Annotated in this window: 23 protein-coding genes; 8 read left to right on the top strand and 15 right to left on the bottom strand. The window is 46.1% G+C overall.

Annotation, left to right across the window (positions count from 1 at the left end; genetic code table 11):
- Positions 1-93: 93 nt before the first annotated feature.
- The 6 genes from PQ469_RS14210 (at position 94) to PQ469_RS14235 (ending at position 9,475) form a co-directional block, all read left to right on the top strand.
- Positions 94-3,237, top strand: coding sequence for a SusC/RagA family TonB-linked outer membrane protein (locus PQ469_RS14210; RefSeq protein ID WP_274213551.1), 3,144 nt, complete (start codon positions 94-96; stop codon positions 3,235-3,237).
- Positions 3,238-3,258: 21 nt separating this feature from the next.
- Positions 3,259-4,926 (top strand): RagB/SusD family nutrient uptake outer membrane protein, encoded by a 1,668-nt coding sequence (locus PQ469_RS14215; RefSeq protein WP_274213552.1) that lies wholly within the window; start codon positions 3,259-3,261, stop codon positions 4,924-4,926.
- Positions 4,927-4,934: 8 nt separating this feature from the next.
- Positions 4,935-6,095, top strand: coding sequence for an IPT/TIG domain-containing protein (locus PQ469_RS14220; RefSeq protein ID WP_274213553.1), 1,161 nt, complete (start codon positions 4,935-4,937; stop codon positions 6,093-6,095).
- A 63-nt stretch (positions 6,096-6,158) separates the two neighbouring features.
- Positions 6,159-6,698, top strand: a complete 540-nt coding sequence (locus PQ469_RS14225) for a carbohydrate binding domain-containing protein (protein WP_274213554.1) — start codon at positions 6,159-6,161, stop codon at positions 6,696-6,698.
- A 63-nt stretch (positions 6,699-6,761) separates the two neighbouring features.
- Positions 6,762-7,673: an AraC family transcriptional regulator gene (locus tag PQ469_RS14230; RefSeq protein WP_274213555.1), complete on the top strand. Its 912-nt coding sequence runs from the start codon at positions 6,762-6,764 to the stop codon at positions 7,671-7,673.
- 65 nt (positions 7,674-7,738) lie between these two features.
- Positions 7,739-9,475, top strand: coding sequence for an alpha-L-arabinofuranosidase (locus tag PQ469_RS14235; protein WP_274213556.1), 1,737 nt, complete (start codon positions 7,739-7,741; stop codon positions 9,473-9,475).
- Positions 9,476-10,446: 971 nt separating this feature from the next.
- Here the strand turns inward: PQ469_RS14235 and PQ469_RS14240 are convergent.
- From PQ469_RS14240 to PQ469_RS14305, 14 genes are all read right to left on the bottom strand, one after another.
- Positions 10,447-11,211, bottom strand: coding sequence for a hypothetical protein (locus PQ469_RS14240; RefSeq protein WP_274213557.1), 765 nt, complete (start codon positions 11,209-11,211; stop codon positions 10,447-10,449).
- 14 nt (positions 11,212-11,225) lie between these two features.
- Complete coding sequence (locus tag PQ469_RS14245; protein WP_274213558.1) at positions 11,226-12,251, bottom strand: conjugative transposon protein TraM; 1,026 nt, start codon at positions 12,249-12,251, stop codon at positions 11,226-11,228.
- Between the two features lies 1 nt (position 12,252).
- Positions 12,253-12,480: a hypothetical protein gene (locus PQ469_RS14250; RefSeq protein WP_274213559.1), complete on the bottom strand. Its 228-nt coding sequence runs from the start codon at positions 12,478-12,480 to the stop codon at positions 12,253-12,255.
- The gene (traK, locus tag PQ469_RS14255; RefSeq protein ID WP_274213560.1) at positions 12,477-13,094 is read right to left on the bottom strand and encodes a conjugative transposon protein TraK; all 618 of its coding nucleotides are present in this window, start codon (positions 13,092-13,094) and stop codon (positions 12,477-12,479) included. The genes PQ469_RS14250 and traK overlap by 4 nt, the downstream gene beginning before the upstream one ends.
- Positions 13,095-13,099: 5 nt before the next feature.
- Positions 13,100-14,293, bottom strand: coding sequence for a conjugative transposon protein TraJ (traJ, locus tag PQ469_RS14260; RefSeq protein WP_274213561.1), 1,194 nt, complete (start codon positions 14,291-14,293; stop codon positions 13,100-13,102).
- A gap of 10 nt (positions 14,294-14,303) precedes the next feature.
- Positions 14,304-14,948, bottom strand: coding sequence for a TerB family tellurite resistance protein (locus PQ469_RS14265; protein WP_274213562.1), 645 nt, complete (start codon positions 14,946-14,948; stop codon positions 14,304-14,306).
- Complete coding sequence (locus PQ469_RS14270) at positions 14,935-15,618, bottom strand: hypothetical protein (protein WP_274213563.1); 684 nt, start codon at positions 15,616-15,618, stop codon at positions 14,935-14,937. Before PQ469_RS14270 ends, PQ469_RS14265 begins: the two co-directional genes overlap by 14 nt.
- A complete protein-coding gene (locus tag PQ469_RS14275) occupies positions 15,605-16,273 on the bottom strand; it encodes a conjugal transfer protein TraI (RefSeq protein WP_274213564.1) in 669 nt (222 codons plus the stop codon). The genes PQ469_RS14270 and PQ469_RS14275 overlap by 14 nt, the downstream gene beginning before the upstream one ends.
- The gene (locus PQ469_RS14280; protein ID WP_274213565.1) at positions 16,270-16,584 is read right to left on the bottom strand and encodes a hypothetical protein; all 315 of its coding nucleotides are present in this window, start codon (positions 16,582-16,584) and stop codon (positions 16,270-16,272) included. The genes PQ469_RS14275 and PQ469_RS14280 overlap by 4 nt, the downstream gene beginning before the upstream one ends.
- Positions 16,581-19,040 carry a TraG family conjugative transposon ATPase gene (locus PQ469_RS14285; RefSeq protein WP_274213566.1) on the bottom strand — a complete coding sequence of 820 codons (2,460 nt, stop codon included), beginning with the start codon at positions 19,038-19,040 and terminating at the stop codon, positions 16,581-16,583. Before PQ469_RS14285 ends, PQ469_RS14280 begins: the two co-directional genes overlap by 4 nt.
- Positions 19,027-19,335, bottom strand: a complete 309-nt coding sequence (locus tag PQ469_RS14290) for a DUF4133 domain-containing protein (RefSeq protein WP_274213567.1) — start codon at positions 19,333-19,335, stop codon at positions 19,027-19,029. Before PQ469_RS14290 ends, PQ469_RS14285 begins: the two co-directional genes overlap by 14 nt.
- Positions 19,332-19,625 carry a DUF4134 domain-containing protein gene (locus tag PQ469_RS14295; RefSeq protein ID WP_274213568.1) on the bottom strand — a complete coding sequence of 98 codons (294 nt, stop codon included), beginning with the start codon at positions 19,623-19,625 and terminating at the stop codon, positions 19,332-19,334. The genes PQ469_RS14290 and PQ469_RS14295 overlap by 4 nt, the downstream gene beginning before the upstream one ends.
- A complete protein-coding gene (locus PQ469_RS14300; protein WP_274213569.1) occupies positions 19,622-20,131 on the bottom strand; it encodes a hypothetical protein in 510 nt (169 codons plus the stop codon). Before PQ469_RS14300 ends, PQ469_RS14295 begins: the two co-directional genes overlap by 4 nt.
- A 268-nt stretch (positions 20,132-20,399) precedes the next feature.
- Positions 20,400-20,882 carry an IclR family transcriptional regulator gene (locus PQ469_RS14305; RefSeq protein ID WP_274213570.1) on the bottom strand — a complete coding sequence of 161 codons (483 nt, stop codon included), beginning with the start codon at positions 20,880-20,882 and terminating at the stop codon, positions 20,400-20,402.
- 25 nt (positions 20,883-20,907) lie between these two features.
- Here PQ469_RS14305 and PQ469_RS14310 point away from each other — a divergent pair, with 25 nt between their 5' ends.
- On the top strand, positions 20,908-21,579 hold the full coding sequence (locus PQ469_RS14310; protein ID WP_274213571.1) for a class I SAM-dependent methyltransferase: 672 nt from the start codon (positions 20,908-20,910) through the stop codon (positions 21,577-21,579).
- Between the two features lie 6 nt (positions 21,580-21,585).
- Here PQ469_RS14310 and PQ469_RS14315 read toward each other — a convergent pair whose 3' ends face one another.
- Positions 21,586-22,461, bottom strand: a complete 876-nt coding sequence (locus PQ469_RS14315) for an RteC domain-containing protein (protein ID WP_274213572.1) — start codon at positions 22,459-22,461, stop codon at positions 21,586-21,588.
- A 174-nt stretch (positions 22,462-22,635) separates the two neighbouring features.
- Here PQ469_RS14315 and PQ469_RS14320 point away from each other — a divergent pair, with 174 nt between their 5' ends.
- A complete protein-coding gene (locus tag PQ469_RS14320) occupies positions 22,636-23,235 on the top strand; it encodes a Crp/Fnr family transcriptional regulator (RefSeq protein WP_274213573.1) in 600 nt (199 codons plus the stop codon).
- The last annotated feature ends 22 nt before the right edge of the window (positions 23,236-23,257 follow it).

Below are 23,257 nucleotides of genomic sequence, written 5' to 3' on the forward strand. Positions count from 1 at the left end.
AATAACTCTGCACGTGTTAAAAAAAGATGATGGCAATCATAGTAACAGAACCAATAAATCAAATAAAAACCAAATAAACTAAGTAAATCAATTATGCGAAAAATTCTACGAATGGCATTGCTGTTTTTGTCTCTTTTTGTATGCTTCCGGGCAGGGGCGCAAAACCTGGCGACAGTAATCAAAGGAACAGTAACAGACGACAAAGGCATAACCTTGCCCGGGGCTTCTGTCAGGGTAAAAAATAGCCAGGCTTCGGCTATAACAGATAAGGATGGTAATTACAGCATCAGCGTACCCAGTGGCGGTACCGAACTTACTTTCTCGTTTATCGGGATGAAACCGCAAGACGTTGTGATAGGCAAAAAAATTATTATTAATGTTGTATTAGTCAACATGTCTACCGCATTAACCGATGTGGTAGTAATTGGTTACGGCCAGCAAAAGCGCCAGGACGTAAATGGCGCCATATCATCGGTAACCGCCAAGGATATTCAGAATATCCCACAAACAAGCGTCGACCAATTGCTACAGGGTAAAGCCGCAGGTGTTACCGTTACCAACGGTACAGGCGCGCCGGGTAGTTCGGCCTCTGTGCACATCAGGGGGATAACATCTCTTTCGGGTTCAAATGAGCCTTTATATGTAGTTGACGGTGTATACATTGATGGTTCTGCCTATACCACCCAAAATCAAAATAATGGCGAAAATACAGTTAGCCCTCTAAGCTATATTAACCCAAATGATATTGCATCTATTGATATTTTGAAAGATGCATCCGCTACAGCTATATACGGTAGCCGTGGCTCAAATGGTGTTATCATTATTACCACAAAAAAGGGTAAAAACAGTTCGGCTCATTTAAATTACGATGGTTATTACGGCATTCAGCAGCAAGGACATTTCCTTAAAATGATGAACCTACCTCAATACGCCGCTATACAAAACGCGATAGCCGATATTACCGGCATAGGCCGCAGGGGCGAGTTTGCAGATCCCACCGTACTTGGTCCGGGTACCGATTGGCAAAAAGAGGTGTTCAGAACCGCGCCAATGCAAAGCCATAACCTTTCGATGAACGGTGGTAACGAAAACGTAAATTACTATATTTCAGGCGGCTTCCTTAAACAAAACGGTACCATCATAGCGTCAAACTTCAAACGCTACTCTTTCCGTACAAACGTTGAGGGAAAATTGAAGGATTGGTTTAAACTTGGTTCAAATATGACATTAAACCGTACCGACCAAAATATAGGTGCGAGTGATAACGGTGGTATCGTTTACCAGGCATTGTTGAATGCTCCCGATCAGGCGGCCAGCAATCCGGATGGCAGTTATACTGTTGCCCCCGCATCATACGGTAGCAGTGTTTTTATAAGCCCAGTTGCATTGGCATCCTTAAATACCAATAACCTGGTGCGGAGCCAAATAAATGCGAATTTTTACGCCGACATCCGTTTTTTGAAAAATCTGACGTTAAGATCGGAAATTGGCGGCTATGATAATTTTTCAAAAAGTGTATTGTTCTTCCCATCATACACCGTAACATCTCCTACTAATCCTTCGCTTATATATGGCAACCCTATAGCAAGTTTGAGTGAATATACTGATCAGGCTTTAGGATGGAACTGGAAGGAGTACATTACCTACAATCATACGTTTGCCCAAAAACATAATATAACTGCAACAGCAGGTTATGAATTGAATGAAAGCAACTACAACAGCATGAGCGCCGGAACTAATACTTTTTTAAGTAACGACTTACCGACACTTAACCTCGGGGGTGCTAAAATACCTACAATTGGCGAAAACAAGTCGTCTAACACCTTGCAGTCCTTTTATGCCCGTGCAATTTATGACTACGATAACAGGTATAGCCTAACTGCAACTATCCGGTCGGATAGGTCATCAAACTTTGCACAAGGTCACCAAACAGGTTATTTCCCATCTGCTGCCCTTGGCTGGACGATCTCAAACGAATCATTTATGGCCGGCATTAAAAGCGTTGCTGATAATGTGAAATTCAGAATTGGTTACGGTGAGGTAGGTAATCAGAACATACCGGGCTACCAATACGGCTCTGCGCTTAATCCAACAATCACAGGCTTAGGTACAGGTTTTAATGTGTCAAATTATAACAATCCTAACCTTACCTGGCAAACATCTATACAAACTGATATAGGTTTGGATTTCACTTTATTCGGCAGGGTTAACGCAACTGTCGACTGGTATAATAAAACCTCGAAGAAATTCCTTTTCCAGGCACCCTTACCCGAGTTTTTAACCGGCGGCCCCAATTATCTTGGCGGGATCAGCCCGCTTTATGTAAATGGAGGAGAGGTTAGCAATAAGGGTATTGAGTTCAGTATTAATTCAAAAAACATTGTTTCAAAGAATTTCAACTGGAATACTACGGTAACATTTAGCCATTACGTTAACAAAGTTGTTTCTACCTACAACAATAGTATAATTAATGCCAGCGTTACCTCGGGCTTTTTGCAGATCCCGGTTACACGTACGCAAGTTGGCGGCCCTATAGGCGAGTTTTACGGATACACCGTTAAAGGAATATTTAAAACTGAAGACCAGTTGCAAAATGCGCCAATACAATTTGGCCAGCCAACAAGCACTACGCTGGGTGCCCCTGGTGCAACAACTTTAGGTGATATACAATATGTTGATACCAATCATGATGGCAAGATTGATGCAAGCGATATGAGTGCTATCGGTAATCCTAACCCAACCTTTACTTATGGTTTTACCAATAATTTCAGTTATAAAGGTATTGATCTGTCTATATTCCTTTATGGATCTTATGGTGGCAAAGTGCTGAATTACCTGGATTACACTATAGAAGGCCTGAATGGGTTATACACCAATCAACTTGCCGAAGCTGCAAATTACTGGAGCCCATCTAACCCTAATTCCACTATTCCTGCTCCAAAGGGCGGCGTTAACCCAAACCTCAACATGTCAACCAGGTTTTTGCAAAGCGCATCTTTTTTAAGGTTTCAAAATGTACGTTTAGGATATAATGTACCGGCAGCTTGGGCTAAACGTATTGCACTTAGCGGTTTAAAAGTGTATTGCAGTGCACAAAACCTGTTCGTAATAACAGGTTATAAAGGCCTTGACCCCGAAGTTGGCCAGCAAAACCAAAACGTGTTTTTAACCAATGTGGATTTGGGAAGATATCCTTCGCCAAGGGTTATTTCTTTTGGAATAAACGCGGAATTTTAATTTGACCATAAAAGATTTAAAATGAAAGCAAATATTAAATATATAATCAGCGCAACGGTTATTGGTTTTGTTACCATGACAGGCTGTAAAAAAGATTTCTTCAACAGGCCGCCTGAAAATGCGATAGCTATTGACAATTTTTATAAAACCGATGCCCAGGTAGCATCAAGCACACTTAATCTTTATAATTCTCCCTGGTTTAATTATTGCGCCAAACCGGGCTGGGCAGTATGCGAGATGACCGGCGGTAACGGCCGCAGCTATTCATCAGATGTTACCGATTTTGGTAACCTGAACGGCGCCGTTACCAACCTCAATTCGCAAAATGATGCCGCGTGGTCATCATTATGGACAGTTGTGGCGCAAGCTAATGCCCTGATCAATTTAATGCCCCCAAGAGCAGGCGCGGGCGTAACCCCAGCTGTCTTAAACAATGCTTTGGGCGAAGCACATTTTATGCGTGCCATGGCTTATTTTCATATTGTGAGGTTATGGGGAGCCGTGCCTATTATTGAGGATGCCAGTAACTTTTTGACCAATTTCCAGGTAAATAGCAACAGGATAGAAGACATATACACCTTGATGGTTAAGGATATGAAATTTGCTGAAGCAAATTGTACCAAGATGATCAGGACAGGAGCTATCACTCAAGGCCATGTGTCAAGTGGTTCAGCTTCGGCTATGCTGGCCAAATTATACCTGTATATGCAGGATTATCCTAATGCGCTTGCAGAGGCACAAAAAGTAATCAACAGCGGAGAGTTTAAATTATATGGGATAGATCTGCCTAATAAAACTTACAACGATCTGTTTAAAACAGCCAATAATAACAACGAAGAAAGCATTTGCCAGATACAATGGGCTGGCGGTGCATCTTATGGTCACGGAAACCCGGCTCAGGCTTTTTTTGCGGCAAGTGGTATTATTACAGGCACGGGTGATGGCTATAGCGTATTAGGCCCCACTATCGACTTACAAAACTCTTACGAAGGGGGCGATTTACGCCTGCATGCTACTATTATGCAAGCCAAGGATTTTTACCCCGAAATTACGGCAGCGGCCGGAGGTTACACCGTGCCTGATAATATTAATTCCCAGGGTACTGATGCTGCTATTAAAAAATATGTGGTTGGTACACCTGCAGACAATGGCGGTGTTGGCGCGTCGCAATCTGCGGCAAATAACACTTATTTAATGCGTTATGCCGAAGTTTATTTAATTGCAGCAGAAGCAATTGTTGGCAAAAACTCTACCTCGACAGATGCGCAGGCGCTGGCTTATATTAATACAATCAGGAAAAGGGCAAATCTAGCGCCATTAACGGTAATAAAACGTAATCACGTAGTTCCTAATCCTAATTATGATGCCACGTTTAACAATGCTGTTACTAAAACTATTATCCAGGATGATATTTTAACTGAAAGAAGGCATGAATTTGCTATCGAAAACGACTACTGGTTTGACCTTTGCCGCATTGATGGATGGAATGGTATATTGAATAACTCGCACCCGCTTGCTACTCAATTTATAAGCCAGCAGGAACGAGGCACTTATGCCAATGACCGCAAAACTGTTTACCACAGCGCGGTTACACCAAAAAGCACCGACTTTTTATTGCCTATACCAATAAATGAAACAACCGCCGATCCTAAATTATTAGAACCAGCAGTACCATACACTTTTAAATAAATACAGCTATGAAAAATTTAAAATCGATATTTTCTTACTGCATACTTTCGCTCGTGGTGGTATTCAGTATCAGTTCCTGTAAAAAACATGATAGCGGTGGAGATGGCCCTCCGGTTATAACCAGGATACGCACGGTTTATAAAAGCACCCAAACTTCGCAAACCGTTACTGCTTTTGACTCAACTACAACCGACGGGAGTATAGGAACCTTATATGCAGTGATAGGTGATAATTTAAGCACAACTAAAGCTATTTATATTAATGGTGTTTCTATATACTTTAACATAGCTTATTCATCAAACACCACGCTTCAGTTTTCAGTACCTGCCACGGTGCCGTTTAGCAACGACACCACAAGTAATGTACTTACTGTTGTTACTGCCCACGGAAAAGTTAGTACCCCTTTTATAATTGAACAGCCTGTCCCTGACATAACTTCGGTTAGCCAGCTTGCAGGCAACGCCGGCGATGTTATCACCATCACAGGTACAACATTCAATGGCCTTACCAGTGTGGCATTTGGTACGGTACCGGCTACGGTACTTACCAAATCGCCTACTGTAATAACCATAAAAGTGCCATCAGGCGTAACTGCTGCACATCTATTGGTCACCACATCAGCTACTAAAGGCGGTGGTGTAGGTACAGGACCGGTTGTAACTTCGGGCACAAGCTTATTATCCAACAACGTTTCGTCGGCCAAACAAACCAATTCAATATTTGGTTTCAACACAGCAATTTTTGAAGACGGGTACGAAAACGGCTGGAGCGATTATGGCTGGGGTGGCGGACCGAAAGATGATAATACCAATTTCAGGAGAGGGACAAAATCCAGGACGTACAGCTATACCGGCGGGTACGATGGTTATGTAATACAGCCTGGCAGCGGAAACAGTGTTGGTGCCAATACTGCTCTTAAGTTTTCAATATTTGGCGGCAAGGGCACTACAGGTAAAAATATACACCTGGTACTCAATTACAATTTTAACACCGCTGTGCAGATAACGCTGACAGAAGGCAAATGGACTGATTATCAAATTCCAATTGCTAACTGGGCCGACGCTGGTAATCCGGTACCTTCAAGTATCACCGCCCTGGTTTTCCAGGAATTCAGCGGCAACTCATCTACTTTCAGTATGGATGATGTTGGCCTTGTAGATGTAAAATAACAGGCTTAATCAATATCGTCGCCAGGATAAACCTGGCGACGATATTTTAAATTCATTTGACTGATGAAAGCGATTAAAATAATATTCAGCATGGGTTTGATATTGCTGATGTTAAAAGCCAACGCGCAAAAAAATCTGTTAACCAACGGCGGCTTTGAAGATGATTTTTACGGCTGGAATAATGGTGGCGGGCAGGTTACCCCATGGAATATTAAAAGCGGCAAAAACAGCTGCGCCATTGTAACCACCAATACCGATAAGTGGGTGGGTATTGACCAAACCGTCCGGATTCCTAAAAAAGCTACAGCCATTGAATTTAGCGCCTGGCTAAAAACCTTAAATGTTGTTAAAGGCAAAAATGATTGGGAAGGAGCCCTGTTTAGCGTTGCTTTTTTGGATAGCAATGATAAAGAAATAAATGGCGGCGACAATATTGCCCGCCTAACCGGCGACCAGCAATGGACGCTTTACACCAAAGTGATTAAAATACCCCAAAGGGCCGTAAGTTTTAAAGTTTTGATTGCGATGGGTAACGCCTCGGGTACCATGATAGCAGATGATGTTGCAGCTAAAGAGCTAATTGAACAGCCTGCCATAAAGTAACCATCTTATATAGCTACTTAGCCTAACTAACTTGTTTTTGAATTTTGTGATACAGATTATTTTATGACGACAAGCAATGTAATGCGCGAAAATACCCCGCTGACAGCAGGCGATTGCTTTACTGTTTTTGCGAAGGTTGATAATAATTTTGAAGGCCAGCTTCATTACCATGACGATTATGAGCTTCATTTGGTTTTAAACGCTAAAGGGGCCAAACGCGTTGTTGGCGGACATATAGATGTAATTGACGATTTGGAACTGGTAATGGTAGGCCCCGGCCTTTATCATGGCTGGTTTACCAACGAGTGCAAAAGCCAGCAGATAACCGAGATTGTTATCCAGTTTCATAAAGACCTTTTTGACGAGAAGTTTTTACAGCGTAACCAGCTTAGTTTTTTAAAGGGAATGCTGCAGCGTGCGCCGCTGGGGGTTCTTTTCTCGCCCAAAACAATTCTGGCGGTTAAAAACCGGCTCCTGGCGCTGAATAAGCAAAGCGGCTTTACATCGGTTTTAGAATTGCTATCCATATTGCACGAACTCTCAACTTCGGCAGATATGAAAACCCTGTCGGATCCGAGCTTTATTAACCAGAAATTTTACCATAACAGCCGTCGTATCGAAAAAGTATTTGAGCATATGAATAGCAACTACAACCGCAAGGTTTCCCTTGCCGAGGTTGCCCGCGTTGTTCACATGCCCGAAGCATCGTTCAGTAGGTTTATAAAAAAGCGTACCGGCAAAACTTTTACCGATAGCTTAAACGAAATAAGGTTAGGACATGCCACGCGGATGCTCATTGACTCCACCACTACGGTAGCCGAGATAGCCTATGAGTGTGGGTTCAACAACATATCCAATTTTAACAGGATTTTTAAACGCAAAAAACAATTTACACCCAACGAGTTCAGATCAACCTATATGGTTGCAAGCTTTACGCATGGTCCGCACGTTAGCTTAAAAGCATCAGTAGCTTAATTTATACAAAACTAAAGGCAAACAAAAAAGGCCCAATAAATACCGCGATGGTAAAAAACAGGAAAATGAGAGTAATAATAAATAGTGTATTTACAATATTATTGGCCCTTATAACTTTAACGGCATGCAAAAAGGATAAAAAAACTGACACAACAGCTGTTGATACAGGAAACGGTGGGGCAACAGGCCCAATTATATCACCAACCGACCCTGGCATCGCGGTTTCGCAAGGTTTTTTTTTAGATAGCTGGCAAGCTAAAACATTTACAAAGCCGGCTACGCAAAATGTGGCTAAGCCAACCGCATCTTCAATAACTGTAACCGCGGATTTTGCACAAGTGGTGTCAAAAGTTTCAAAAAACTTGTTTGGCAATAATATGAATCCATTTACCGGTCAATATACTGATGCCGGCCTGGTAAAAAACATTACTAATCTATCGCCTAATATTATCAGGGCGCCGGGGGGCAGTTTATCTGATGTTTATTTTTATGATCTGCCTGCGGGCGGTAAACCTGCAGATGTGCCTGCCCAACTATTAAAGGCCGATGGCAGTGCCGATCCTACCAGTGGGTATTGGAGTGGTATGGTAGCCGATAGCTGGTCGATAAGTCTTAGCAATTACTATTCGCTGTTACAAAAAACCAATAGCACCGATATAATCACCGTAAATTATGGGTACGCCCGTTATGGGTTAAGCGATAACCCGGTTGAAACTGCCGCGCATTACGCCGCCCAATGGGTTAGGAATGATAAAGGGCGAACCCAATTATGGGAGGTTGGCAACGAAAATTTTGGCAACTGGGAAGCCGGGTATCGCATTGATGTATCAAAGAATAAGGATGGCCAGCCCGAAATTTTGACAGGACAGCTATACGGAACCCATTTTAAGATTTTTGCCGATTCGATGCGTAAAGCTGCCAGCGATATAGGCACCACCATTAAAATAGGTATTGTACTTACCGACGGAGATGACCAAAACAATTCGGTAGGGGTGCAAAACTGGAATTCGGGCGTATTATCTGCTGCCGGCTCATCGCCCGATTTTTTTGTGGTGCATAATTATTATACGCCTTTTAATCAAAATTCAACGCCCGACGTTATCCTGGCAACACCATCGGCAGTTACAGCTTCGATGTTAAGTTGGGTTAATAATTCCGTTCAAAAGGCTGGTGTCACTCAAAAGCCCATTGCGATGGACGAGTGGAATATATTTGCTTCGGGTTCAAGACAGCAGGTGTCTTACGTGAATGGAGTACATGCTGTTTTGGTACTGGGCGAGTTAATTAAAAACCAGGTAAGCATGGCCTGCCGCTGGGATTTGGCTAATGGAGGCAGCGATGGTAACGATCATGGTTTATTTACTTTCAAACAGGATGGCACTGCAAACTTTACCCCGCGGCCTGCATTCTACTACCTGTATTATTTTCAAAAATACTTTGGCGACAGGATGATCAGTTCAACAGTTACGGGCAGTACCGATATTGTTAGTTATGCATCTTCATTCACATCGGGCGAAGCCGGTGTTACACTGGTGAATAAAAGTGGCACCGACCAGATAGTTAGTATCAATTTCAAAAATTACTATACCGGTTCAAGTTACTACTACTATAGCTTAAAAGGTGGTACAGATAATGGATCATACTCCGGCAAAGTTACTGTTAACAACAACGGCCCGGCCGGCGATGTTGGTGGTCCGGCTGGTTATGCTACGCTTGCTGCAAACTCATCAGGAACCAGCGGCGGAATAACGGTTAATGTACCCGCAAGAGGTGTGGTGTTCTTAGTTTGCGATAAAAAATAATATGGTAAGAGGTTGTAACCGTTCAACCGGCGACAGGGCGGTTTTCAGCGGAAACAATGACGTGTATATTCCGCTGATATTGACCACCTGATTCAGGCGGAATGTTGAGGAGCTAAGTAACGACGTTTTTGTAAGCAGGTATACCCCATACAAAAAAAACTGTCGATGACAGGCAAAAGCCCTAATGAATTGGTTAGATCAACGAGATTGTAGTGCGCTGTTCAACTTCTTGAAACTGGGAATTTAACGATCTCGCAAATCTGCTATAAAGTAGGCTTTCAAAAGCCAGAAGTATTTTGTAAAGATGTTTGAAGCAGAATGCAACACTATACCTTCCAGGTATTTAGAAGCCCCGGAAGAGATTCAATAATAGCTTAAAACGCTTTTCTTTAAATTATTCGGGATACGATTAAAGCAATACCCTTACATTTTAAAACGTACTGCAGGACTGACTTTACGAGAATGACCACCTAAGCATATATCTGATTTTTCTTAAACGACATCGCTTTGCCCGCACATTAATTATTACGCAACAGGGTATAATTGAAGGTATAAACTTGAGAGCAGTTATTTTGACCTGCCTCCCTCCTTTTTTACATTCAAATTTGAATGTGATAGAAATGGAAAGACTACTAGTGGAAAATTTTCACCAAAGCATAGTTTAAGCTGTATCAGGTTTCTCATAAAAGTCCCCGAAGCGCTCGCCGAGGGCACTGAAAAAGTCCTTTAAAATCAAAAGGGTACTTTTACAGATAAAATGGAGGCGCTGAGAATCGTCTGTACGAAATCACTCTCTACCAACCTACCCGAATACGCCAACGAAAAAGAGGTTGTTTTCAATTTTGAAAACAACCTCTTTTGATAAATAGCCACTTTTTCAGTGCCCTCGCGCTCGCCGCCGGCGACCTTCAACCTAAACCTTATCACAATTGACCGGCGATCGCCAGTCATTAGTATTGCAAATCTACAATTTATACACTCATTTTTGGGCCCCGTTTACTGGACTGCTGTTTTGCACGCTCATTCTCCTGGTTCTGCGCTTGTTTTTGGTCTTTTTTATGATCTGCCTTCAATTCCGGCTTTTTATAATGCTCTAGCTGCTGCGCTTCGCCTTTCCAGTTTGTCAGGTTAATGCGATGTTCGGCGGGATTGGCCTCTATAAATAATTTGACTTCCTTGCCATCCTTCATCGCGGTAACCTGGTGACGATTGCCTTTCTCCAATGACTTCATCAGCTTTTCACGGGCTCCGTCCTCATTAATGCCGACGATGTCCAATTTGTCAACGGCCCGTTCAGGCTTGTAGTTCCAGCCATCAGTAAATGGCCGTAGTTTGTAATTACCGTTTTCGGTTTTGTTTTCCTTGTCAATGATGATCCAGGCATTGTATTTTTCCCCTTCAAGGTTCTCTAACTGCTTGTGAACCGCCCGTCCTTCTATTAAGTTATAAGCTTCTTTAGCGGTAATGCCGCTGCCTTTATTGATATAAAAGGTTTGCTGCATTTCTTTATCCCTGAGTGAAGCATCGTATCTATTGAAGAAATACATATCATTCTGGTCGCCGGCTTTGTAGTGGAGGGTGTAGTCCACGCTTTGCTTGTTATACTCCTGTGTCTTATCGAGGGTAAATTCCTTCTTGCCGGATTTGATATTTTTCTCCAGTTCGTCATTGAGCTTCTCACCAAACCCCAGGTTCAGCAATTGCTTTTGCAGGTAGCTTAAATTTTCTGTGTTCATAGTACTTGATTTAATTAACGATTGATTTTTAAAAGGACAGGGTATTCGTCTGTTAGCCTGACTTTGATCTTTTTTATCTTTTTGCTGAATAAGCCTTTGGCCGCGTTGATGCCTCCGGCAGCCGCTTGCGCGCCGAGGCTTTGGTCCATGGTCAGGAACTGCATGCTTTGGATCGCGTTATCAGCGCCATTGCCTGCCGCGCCGCCAAGTTCAGCTTCCGGTGCCGGTATACCGGGCATACCGTCCAGGCTGAATACCGTAAGGTTGACCGGGATGATCTGCTTATCCAGCCGGATGTTTTGAATGGTCAGCAGTAAACGCTGGTTAGTGACCTCGCAAACGCCGAAGATTTCCTGTCCTTTGGATAAGAACTGGTTTTTCAGGGTTACGGTGTCCGTCAGTTTCAGTTTGACAGCGCCGCCATCCATTACCTTTTGTTTGCCATCGATAACAGCAGGTATCGCCCGGAAGGGTTTGGCCGGTTCTGTTATTGCTGCTTTTTGTTTTACCGTGGCGGGGTTTTGTATGGCCTGTATCTTGTCCAGCATTTTATTCAATTGCTGCATTTCGGGATCGGGCGCGTTGCTGCCGCCATTCATGTTCCGCATCATTTTTTTAAGCTGCTTTACTTGCTGCGGCTCCGGTTCTTCGTAGCTGGCCGTTTGCTGGTGTTCTTGCTGCGGCTGGCTTAATTGTTTATTCAATTGTGCCAGTTTCGCCTGTATCTTTTTCGCCTGATCGTCCGGCGTGGCTGCGGAATCGGTCTTTTGTGGGGTTGCTTTATCCAGGCCCATCGACTTTAAAAAGGCCGGGCTTACGCCGTCTTGCGTCGAATCATGCTGGGCAGCCTGGTAAACCGCCATTTTATCGGTTTTATCCTGCGCTTTAAATTGCGCTTCGGGCAGGTCGGTGTCGAGGCCTTTGTTGTTGACCAGGGGCCGGCTGCCGGCTTTGCCGCCGCCCAAAGCCCAGAAGGCCATGGTCAGGAAAGGGATCACCAATAGCGGCAATACCAGAAGGAATTTTCGTTGCTTTTCCATATCAGTGTTTTTTAAGGGTTAATGAATCTTTTAACTGCGGCCCGGATGGCTGGCCGATATGTTGCGGTACCGGAATCGGTTTAATTTGCGCATCGAAATGGCTGTAGCGGATGCTCAGCGCCAGCAGGCACAGGAATACCAGGCAAAAACCGAAGTACAGCGTAACTTGTGTCCAGTCTCCACGGGTGTTGAACCAGTCATTGAGCCGGTAGATGTAGCGGCGTATCATGGGTTATTGATGGTGGTGTCACGGTTAGCGATGGTTTCCCAATGTTCGATCAGGAATCCGTGTGGATTATTATCCGAACGGCTGACATTACGCAGGTAACCCTGCGTAACCAGTAGTTTATTGATGGTGGATGTGGCGCGGATCAGCTTTTCAGTTGCGAAGCATTTGAAAGCATACGGATAACTGTTCATGTTCAACTGGATACTGTCGACCGCTATGGACTGGCTGATGTTTCCGGAAATGAGGTTATTGTAATAGCTTTTCTCCTTCAGTCCATTATACTGGTTACGTGCGCTTTCATCAGCGAGGTATAAGGCCTTGCTGATATTGCTTTCGATAACTTTTTCATCGGGATCAAGTGTGAAAAAATAATGATGGAACATCCTGATGTGGTCGCGGGCTTCGACGGGTATATTGTCTTTCCGGTCTGCGGCGATGGCTTCCAGCGCCTTACCGTTGGCCAGTACATAGATATGCGCTGACGCTTTCTGGTAAGCGGCAAAGGCGAAATAGATGGCGTTGACGGATATCAGGGCGCTGGTTAATATCACCAGGGCGACGATGCGTTTATTCTGCTGGAAAGCGGTTTCGATATTTCTGAGGTGTGTGAACATGATGATTATTTTTTAGGGTTGCCATTTAATTTTTCTGCCTGCACATCGTTGGAGCCGGCCGAGCGGTAGCCGTCGGCGATGTACCCTGGTGTATTGATGATGTTTTTAGCGCCTTCGGCCATTCTTTCACCGGTGGCAGAGGTAGCAGATTTCACCGAACTCAGGCTGATCGATGTCAGGTTGGTGACTTTATTTAGTAAACCGTTACCGCCACCGGGATTGATAATATAGCCCGCAACGGCAGGTACCGTAAAATAGCCGACTATGCCGATCAAAAGAAAAATGAGGTAGGCCGTATCGGTCGAACTAAAAAAAGTATCACCCGCGCTTTGTACTTGCTGAATATCCAGTTTCAGCATATTTTCCTGTACTTTCCCGATGATACTGCCGAAAATATTGGCGACGGGTAGCCATAAAAACACATTCAGATATTTCGCAAGCCAGGTCGTCAGCGTATGCTGGAAGCCGTCAAAGACGGAAAGACCGAATACCAATGGGCCGAGAATGGCCAATACGACCAGATAAAAGGTCCGGATGGTGTTGATACAAAGCGCGGCTGCTTCATAGATCACCTGCAATAGCTCAGACATCCATTGCTTGACGCTGTTGCGGAAGTTATAGCTGGCTTTATCCATGGCGAATTTGACATCATTGCCAAGGCTCTTTAAGAGTTTATCATTATTGCCTTCTTTATCATTTGGATGGGTGTATTTATACCATTTATCTCTGTCGCCTTCACCGCTTTCACCGACGTATACCTGCCAGGCATCTGTTTTTTCAATAGCAGCTTCTTTCTGCGCCAGCAATTGGGCGATAGCCGCATCTGAATTCTTGACCATACCGCCTGTGGCGGTTACCACCGGGTTCATGACACCGTTGATCACTGCGATCACGGTCGGGAATAGCAGGATGGCCATACCTAAAGCAAAGGGGCGCATTAAGGGGTAAAAGTCAACCGGTTCGGCACTGGCCAAATGCCGCCACACACGTGCGGCGATATACCAGAGTGCACCGAACCCGGCAATACCACGGGCCACGCCGATCAACTGGCTGCACATCGGGAGCATTTCGGTATAGACGTTATCCAGCACGCTTTGCAATCCGTGAATATCATCTGCCAGCCCGTCCGCCCTGGAAAATAGAGGAATGAAGATCCCCGTCAGCGCCAGTACGGCGCTTAATAAAAGCTTCTTTTTCATAAAATTCGTTTTAGTTTATCTTGTAAAGCCGCTTAAGCGTTCGCGTATCATTCAGGTCCTTGCTCCGCTGCAAACTCAGCATCACTGCCTGCCGGTTAAAGAAACGCAGGAACTGTAACTGGTCGGAACTGCTGTTATAAATGCGGTCAATCGCCCGCAGGCGGTCATCATCAGACATGCGCAGTTTTCCAGCGGTTGTGACACTGGACAAGTCATCGATATTGGCATCGCTTTGCCTCACCAACTGGCTGAACACATTATTGATATAAGTAAGTTCACTGTTGCTGAATGTTCCGCTTAGCCGGAACAAACTGGCATAACGCTGATACTCGCTGAGCAGATCGTTTTGCTGGCTCATGATCTGGCCGACCCTGGGGTTATTGCGCACTGCGGGATTGACCGCCATTAGACCCGTCAGGTAAATGTTATGCAGGTCAAAATTGCCTTTCGATAAATTGGAAATGGTACCGTAGCCTTGCTGGTAGATCTGGTAGCCTTTTTTCATATCCGACAGGATCGCTTTGAATTGGGTCAGTTTTTCGATATTCAGTAGTAATTGCTGTAATTCATCGCTTTGGGCGTTGGCCTTGATGCAAAAAATCAGCATCAAAATCAATACGGCGCCACAGCGCCTGAGTGTGTTAATCCTTTTCATACAAACGATTTAAAGTGATTACTTCATTTTTACCCTGCTGCTTTTGCAGCACATAGACTTTAATCTGGCTGCTACAGGCAGCTGCAAAACGGTAATTATCCTCCATGGCAGCGTGCAGGCGTGCGATCTGCCGGATGCGTTCCTCATCGCTCATTTCAGTTTTTTGATCCGCCAGCACCGTTTGCAGGTCGTTTAAACGGGTATCACAGTCATTTAATAAAGCGGCACAAACGCTGCCGAGGTAGCTCCTTTCGTTAACGGTAAGGCCCTGCTGACTTTTGATGGCCGATGTTTGCGCTAAAATATCCTGTTGCCAGCGAAGGATATCCTTTACCTGTGGGTTATCGCTGACCGGAACGCTGACAGTTTTCAGGTGAGCATAATAGCTGCTGTGTAAGCCATATTCATTGCCGATATAGTTACCGATGGAACCCAGACCGCCTTTAGCGATATGGTAGCCTTTTTGCAGGTAGCCGCTATACATTTGCAAGGCAGCGATCTGCTGCAGCAAATATTTTTTTTGCGTTTTCTTCTGGCTGAACCACTCTGCGAAAGTTTGGGCCCGGGCGCAATGGCTCATTGCCGCCAATACCAAAATAAAAGCGATCAGTGTCTTCGCTTTTGGGGGGAGGCGGGTTGCCTGTTTCAAAATCTGTTCAACGGATGCCATAATAGTTTTTGATGGTTTGTACTTCGTTTAAATCCTTACTCCGGTGCAGGCTGAGGATCATATTCTGGTTATTATATTGTTTCAGGTCGCTGTAATTTTCGTCCAGCCGGTCACCGGCCTGGTTGATGGCTTCCAGCCGCTGCTGGTCGGTCATCTGGGTTTTACCGGGGTTGACGACCAGCATGATCTGGTCGAGGTTCTTGGCGGAGGCATCCAAAAGGCCCAGGTAAACCCGCTGCATTTCATTGATCTCTTCGATACGGAAATGTTTATCCGATTGAAAAAGCTTCCAGGCCCGCTGATATTCTCCAACCAGGGCCACTTGTTGTAGTGTAAGGTCCTTAATGCGCTGGTAATAAGCAATGGTGGATTTGATTTGCCATAGTTCCCGGTAGTATTCATCATAGAGTGAACGCTGCTTTTCGGACCAATCGGAGATCTCGTTCAACCTGAACCTGGACAGTTCGTTCTCCAATGCTTTTTGCGCATTCTGTAGCCAGATGGTATTATTTTGCATGCGTTGTACCTTCAGGTCGATGGCTTTGATTACTTTTTTTACCACAAGCTTGACAGCTTCAGCAATCGGTATCTGAGCATCTGACCTGCTACTATAGCAGGTCAGCATCACTATGATGATGATAATTAATTTTTTCATTTGTTAATCTGCTTATAGATAGTTGATCCGATGGCGATCTGGCGATCTCCCAATTCGATAATTGGGCTATTAGGGTCGTTGAAAATCCATCGTTCTACACTCCACTCTTTCGGTTTCAATTGACCATTTCTGATCTTACGATAACCAGTGCGCTTTGTAACGATATCTTTTTTGATAATGATGGTATCATCCGCCAAGGAGAATTCATTCTTCCAACTGGCAACATAAGTCCCGTCGTGGCTTTCACGTTCGCAGCCCGCAAATAATGCGGCTGACAGCAATCCAATGCATCCGATCAATAACTTTTTCATGCGGCGTTATTTTTAGTTTGTTGTTCTTCCTGAACGATAACCGCAATGGCTTTGCGGATATCGCCGTATTTCTTTTTGTAAGCTTTGACTTTGGCTTTTTCAGCTGATTCCGTGGTATAGGTCCAGTATTCTTCCCGGCTTACTTCCGTACGATAAACCCTCGAAAGCTGGCCGTTCAAACTGATAAATACTTCCTTGTATTTATAGCGTTCATCATTGGCCCGGTTCATACTCATAATGAGCGCGGTTTCTTTATCGGTGATACCCAGTAGTTGCTGGATTTTTGGAAAGTCATTTTGGTACTTGCACTGATCCAGTAATATCTTGCAATCGCTGTTATTGATAATGGCCTGTTTGACGACAGGCGAACTGATGATATCTTCAATGTCCTGGGTAACCACCAGCGCTTCGCCGAAATACTTCCTTACCGTTTTGAACAAATACTTAATGTATTCGGCCATGCCTTCGCGTGCGATGGCTTTCCAGGCTTCCTCGATCAGGATCATTTTACGCGTTTCCTTGGATAGTTTGCGCATTTTACTCACGAAGGTTTCCATGATGATGAGTGTCACCACCGGGAACAGGATCGGGTGGTCTTTGATATTGTCCAGTTCAAATACGATAAAGCGGCGGTGCAGCAGATCGAGGTTTTCTGTCGCATTGAGCAGGTAATCATATTCACCGCCTTTATAATAGGGCCGCAATACGAACAATAAATTGTCGATGTCGAAATGTTCATCTTTCACTTTACTTGCCTTCATGGTCTGGTAAAAAGGCCCTTGCAAAAACTCGTAGAAAGAATTGAAGCAGGCGAACTCGGGGTCAGACTGGTAGTAATGGAACAGCGCATCGGAGATCGCGATATATTCGGAACGCTGCACGCCTTCGTCTTCTTTTTTCCAGAGCGCCAGGATCATGGCTTTGATGCTTTCCCGTTTTTCGGTATCCAGCAGGTCGCCTTCACCCACGTAAAAAGGATTGAAACTGATGGGGCTGTCTTCACTATAGGTGAAATAATAGCCGTCCACAAATTCACAAAGGCCTTCATAGCTATGGCCGACATCGACCAACACGATATGCGCGTCCTGCTCATAATAGCTGCGCAGCAAATGGTTGGTAAAAAAAGATTTTCCGCTGCCGGACGGCCCTAAAATGAACTTGTTACGATTAGTTGTGATACCGTTTTTCATCGGCTCATCACTCAGGTCGACATGCAGCGGGTTGCCGCTCAACCGGTCGCCGAGCCGGATACCGCAGGGTGAAAGGCTGCTTCGGTAGTTGGTTTCCAGGTTGAAAAAGCAGGCGGCCTGCTCGGCGAACGTATCGAAAGTGTCGTTCATCGGGAAGTTGCCCGCGTTGCCGGGCAGGCCCGCCCACCAGATCTGCGGGGCGCCATCCGTTTCCTGTTTGGGCTGCGCGTCCAGTTGGGCCAGCGCCGAGCTGACTTTGTTTTTGACGTCTTTCAACTGTGCTTTATCGGCCGTCCAGGCCAGGATGTTGAAATGTGCCTTAACCGGAAGCCGTTGCTGGCTGATCGCTTCGTTCAAGAACTCCTGGGTGGCATCACGGCCGATTGCGTTTTCGCGGGAGTAGGCCGAGAGCGATTGCAGGCGCAGCTTTTTGGCTTCCAGTTTTTTAAGGGTTTTGGCACTGTCTTCAATAAATAGATACTGGTTGTAAATATGGTTGCAGTTCAGCAGGGCACCGACCGGGGTGGCAAAGCCGGTACTGAACTTGGTTTTATCGGTACTGTATTGGTCGTAAGTAATGCGCGGCCCGCATAAGGCAGGCAGGTTTTCGGCTTCGGCCAATGTATAAAGCTGGCAGCGGTTATCGCCGATCCGTAATTCGTCTTTCAGATGAATGTCTTTCAACTCCGGTTCGTCATCGGGACTGAGCAGGAAACAATATTGTTCTAAAATGCCGGGCGTGACCAGTGTACCGGCCAGATCGTTATCGCCCAAACGGCGCATGGTCACCAGGCCGCTGTCTTCCATCACCCGTTTGAACTGGCCCGCGCTATCCAGGAAATCGCGGAATAATTCCGCGTCGGTACTTTGGGCCGGGGTCAGGCGTTTGCGCAGCAAACTGCTGGCGGCACTGCTGACGGGTTTGTAGTTCTCGGGCCTTTTAGTGAGGATGATATGGCAATGGTGTGCGAGGTAGGGGCGTTCGTTAAAAAAGCGTTCGCTGGCATGGCTCAGAAAGGTTTTGTCGTCGAATGTGGCCTGGTAAGCGGTTTCCACGAACCAATCCTGCTTATGAAAAACGCTGTTCCTGGGCAGGAGTTTGATCGCTTTTACCCAGGTCTGGTGAAAAGCCATATATTCATCATTCGACAGCGTAAACAATTCGGGCAGGCGCATTTCGTAAGCGACACTTAACTCACCCTGCATGGATAACAAGGTATCGTGTTCGACCTTGTAGATCGGGAATACTTGTTCAGCGTTTTTCATAAAACAGCCTCCTGGTTTTGAATCTTAAATAATCGGGCACGTACCGGCGGGCATTTCTCTTCATCAGCCCGTGTTCACCGAATTGATGGCTCAGATCGAATACTTTGTAAAATAGAATGCTGCCTAAGCCTGCTATGATGAGGATACACAGGTAAATGGCCATACCGGTCAGATAAAGAATAGCGAACAAAACGAGCAGCGCCACCAGGCCTCCGCCTAAATAGCCGATGTATTGCGCCTTGAGCCCCTTGAACTCGATCGGACGGTTAATGCCCTTGTTGATCTGGTAATTCATACGCCAAAAAATGATTTGAGAACGGTAGCGACTACGACCAAAAAAATACAGCTCCCAAACCAACTGGAGGCGACCTTGCCGGTATCGTGTTCCCCGTCATTCCACTTTTTGTAAACCTTTATCGCGCCGACCAAGCCGACAATGGCTCCAATAGCGTACATCAGGTTAGTGCCGGTGGAGAAATAACTTTTAACCTGGCTGGTGGCCTCGTTAATACCGGCGTTGCCATCCTGGGCCATAGCTGCTGTCGCTATCAATAGCAGCGCGATGATTGCTGTTGTCTTTTTCATGATGCAAATGTTAAGGGCCATTCATTGGCCTGGATTTTAAAGGGAAGTTTACTGCCCGCGAAAGCCTGGAGCGAATTGATGACAGCAGGCAGGCTGATCTCGTCGGCAAAGACTTCGTATTTATCAAGTAATAGTTTAAAGAGGGAAAGGAACTCTGTTTTGTTGTCGTTTTCACTGTAGGCGTCCACGAGCACTTTGGCTTCTTCAAGCAGGTCATCGGCGGGGCCTTTGGGCAACGTTTGGTCACTGATATCGTCGGGCTCCGGAGCCGCAAAGACCAGTTCCTCTGCGGGGTAAAGGCCGGTATCGGCGTCAGGCTTAGCCGCGCCCATGACAACATTCAGTTTATTGGCCACCGGCGGCACGGCGGTTTGAATGGCTGGCCTGATCTTTAACCAGGCGGCAAGTTCTTTGCGGTAATAGCGCAGGGCGACATAGGCGTACCAGGCCATGCTCAGGAGTAAGATGGCAGTGAGATATTGCTGCCAGGATATCGCGTTCAACATAAACTTTCATTTTAACCCGGCGGCACCATGCCGGCTGGCAATACAAAAGTGGGTCGTTCGCTGTTGCTTATCTGACAACGCCTGCACAGGTGGTGTTTTATTCCCGGAAATAGGAATCAGTATGGACCGGAATAGACTGAAATTCCGGAAAAGGAAAAATATTACCTAAACAATACCTCAAATAAAACATCGATACCATATTGATTATAAAAACATTATATCATTTAATTCAAGCACAGAACGCGGGTATAACAAATAGTAATAATGATCAGCTCTTATACGCGATGCCGATAAAAAATCCCGCTACCAGTGCCAGCAGGATCAGCGCCAGCCAGAGGTATTGCCGGTACTGTAAGCCATGTACCATGTCCCGGAGCCGGTCGCTCTCGGCCAGGTTGGCCAGTTTTTCGTTTTGCAGCCGCATGTTCTCCTGTTGTAGTTTGGCCAGCATCCCTCCCACTTCCAGCGTTTTTTGCTGTTCCTGTTGGTAGCGTTTGGTAAAGCCGCCTTCCTTCAGGAACTTTTCGCCTTTGGGTTTAAGGATGAGCTTTTCCGGCAGTTCGTAATCCCCGTGTTTACCGGATTGCGCGACCAGGCCTTCCCGCTGCAGTGCCTGCACCATCGCGTAGGCGGCCGCTTCGTCCTGGCCGAACAGCTCGAGCAGCTGCAGCCGCGTCAGGCTGTCGGGAATACCGAAGGCCTCGAGCAGTGTGTCGAGCATCGCGCATTCATATTCGTTCAGGTCGGTCATGCTGCAAATTTAATAAAATCAGGCGATGCCTGCAGCAGCCGGTGTACCGGCTGATCAGCTTAAAATATTTTGGTCAACCCGGGCTGCGTTCGTAAATTGCGGCATGACTGACCATTCCGCCATATTTGATTACCACCGCAGCATGATCGCATACCATGGCAATACAGGCCCGGCCGCACTTGGCTGGACGAACAGGGAAAACCAGCTCATCCGGTTCAGGGTACTGTCCGAAATGGCCGGCCTGGATCATTGCAGCATACTGGACGCGGGCTGCGGTCATGGCGACCTGCTCGGCTACCTGTTAAACCGGTATCCGGCTATCACTTATACCGGGATCGAACAGATACCCGAGTTTCTTGCCGAAGCCGGCAAAAGGTACGGTTTGCTACCCGCGGCTACGTTCCTGGAGGGGGATTTCACCAGGGACGCACTCCCGCCTGCGGATTATGTACTGCTCAGCGGTGCGCTCAATTACTACCAGGAAGACCCCGATTTTATATATGGCGCCATTTCCCGTTTATATGCCGTCTCCCGTAAAGGCTTCGGTTTTAACCTGCTTCGCCGCGTTATCCCAAACGGGCTCCTCGCGGCCTATAACCCCGACGATATCTGTGCCTATTGCCGGACGCTTGGTGCTGAGGTCCGGCTGCGGCTGGATTACAGCGACGAGGATTTTACCGTATACCTGTACCGGTAAAATCCTTCAGGCCAGTTTATCGTTTAAAAAATTTGCAAAGCTGTTCTTCAGGCGTGTCAGGAATACAAACATATCCTTTTTCCTGCGGCTGATATCCAGCAGCTTATGATAGGTTTCATGGACCTCGGCCTGGAAGACGAATGCAAAGACCGCGATCAGCTCATTGATCTCGATTTGCCCGTGGTTGACGGCGCCGGAAGATTTCAGGGCGTAGACCAGTTCGACGAGATCGGTCTGGCTGGCCGTCCAGGCCGGGTGCGCAAAAGGGAACAGCTTTTGCCCTGCCTGAAAAGCAACGCCCGTGTCCAGCCGCAGCAGTTCGTTTTCCAGGAAATCCTGGAACATTTCATTGGCGATGATCTTGGACAGCTTATAATCATGACTCGTCGAGAACTGGTCGCTGATGGCAAAATCCTGCAGGTCGACCGGTGACGCCGCCCCGGCCCGGGTATAGTAACGTTCGTCCAGGTAATCGGACCCGGCCCGGAAGTACTGGTAGAAATACAGGTTATCTTCAAAAAAACGGTGGATACCCCGGAGCTTTTCACCGATGTAGCTGCGCCGGGCGGCCTCCCCTCCCGGCGGCATTTTGATGCGGTAGTTGTACAATTGCACGTAATAAATGAATTTGCTGTACAACAGCGGTTTTACTTCCTTAAAGAAGGCGATTTCTGCCGCTGTATCGCTGAATACCAGATCCGACATGGCCTTTCTTAATTTGTCCAGCGCCTTCCGGCAGGCGCACACCGCCCGTATACCGGTATCCGGCCCCGCCTGTCTTTCATTAACAGGCAGTTCCCTGTTCAGCGCGGCCAGCAGCCGCCGGGTGTAGCGTCCTGCCGGCAATTGGTCCAGTTTAACGTGTCCGTTGGTTGTTTCCATAAGTATTGCAACTAGGGTAAGAAGATATTATTTAGCTTATGTAGGTATTATCGAAAACTTTTTAAAGTACAACGCAATATTTTTTCGATCAAGTAGTTTAATCTTTAATTATTATCTGTTAACCCAAAGCTAATTTCTATAAAGTTCTGGCGGTTTGATTTCAATCAAAATCGTATGGAACCTTTAAACGAGCTTTCGGACCTGGAAATGCTTTTCCGGATCCTGACCTTTATTTCCCCGCTCTCAGGCGCCCTGCGCCGGCGATTCGAGGATTTTATAGTCTCCGGGACCTATCCTAAAAAGCACCGGCTGCTGAGCGAGGGCGAGATTGCGCGCCATATTTTTTTCATCTGTAAAGGTTCCGCCAGGGCCTTCTACCTGGATGCCGACGGCCGTGAGCATACCACCTGGTTTATGGGTCCCGGGGACCTGATGATCTCGGTTTACAGTTTCTATACCCAGCAGCCGGCAGCGGAAAATATCGAATTACTTGAATCTTCGGTGTTGTTGTCCATGACCTGGAATGAGCTGCAAACGATCTACGCCGAGTTCCCGGAATACAATTACCACGGCCGGCTGTTCACCGAAAAGTATTACATCCTGTCCGAAGAAAGAGGCATCCTGCTCCGCACCAGGAAGCCCGCGGACCGGTACCAATTGCTGTTGAAACAACATCCCCAAATTACCCAGCAGGCCTCGCTCGGCCAGATCGCGTCTTTCCTCGGTATCACGCCCGAGACACTCAGCCGCATCCGGGCAGGCCGGGGAAATTGATCAGGATCAAAAAAACACGATA

This window comes from Mucilaginibacter sp. KACC 22773 (assembly GCF_028736215.1).
GTDB lineage: Bacteria > Bacteroidota > Bacteroidia > Sphingobacteriales > Sphingobacteriaceae > Mucilaginibacter.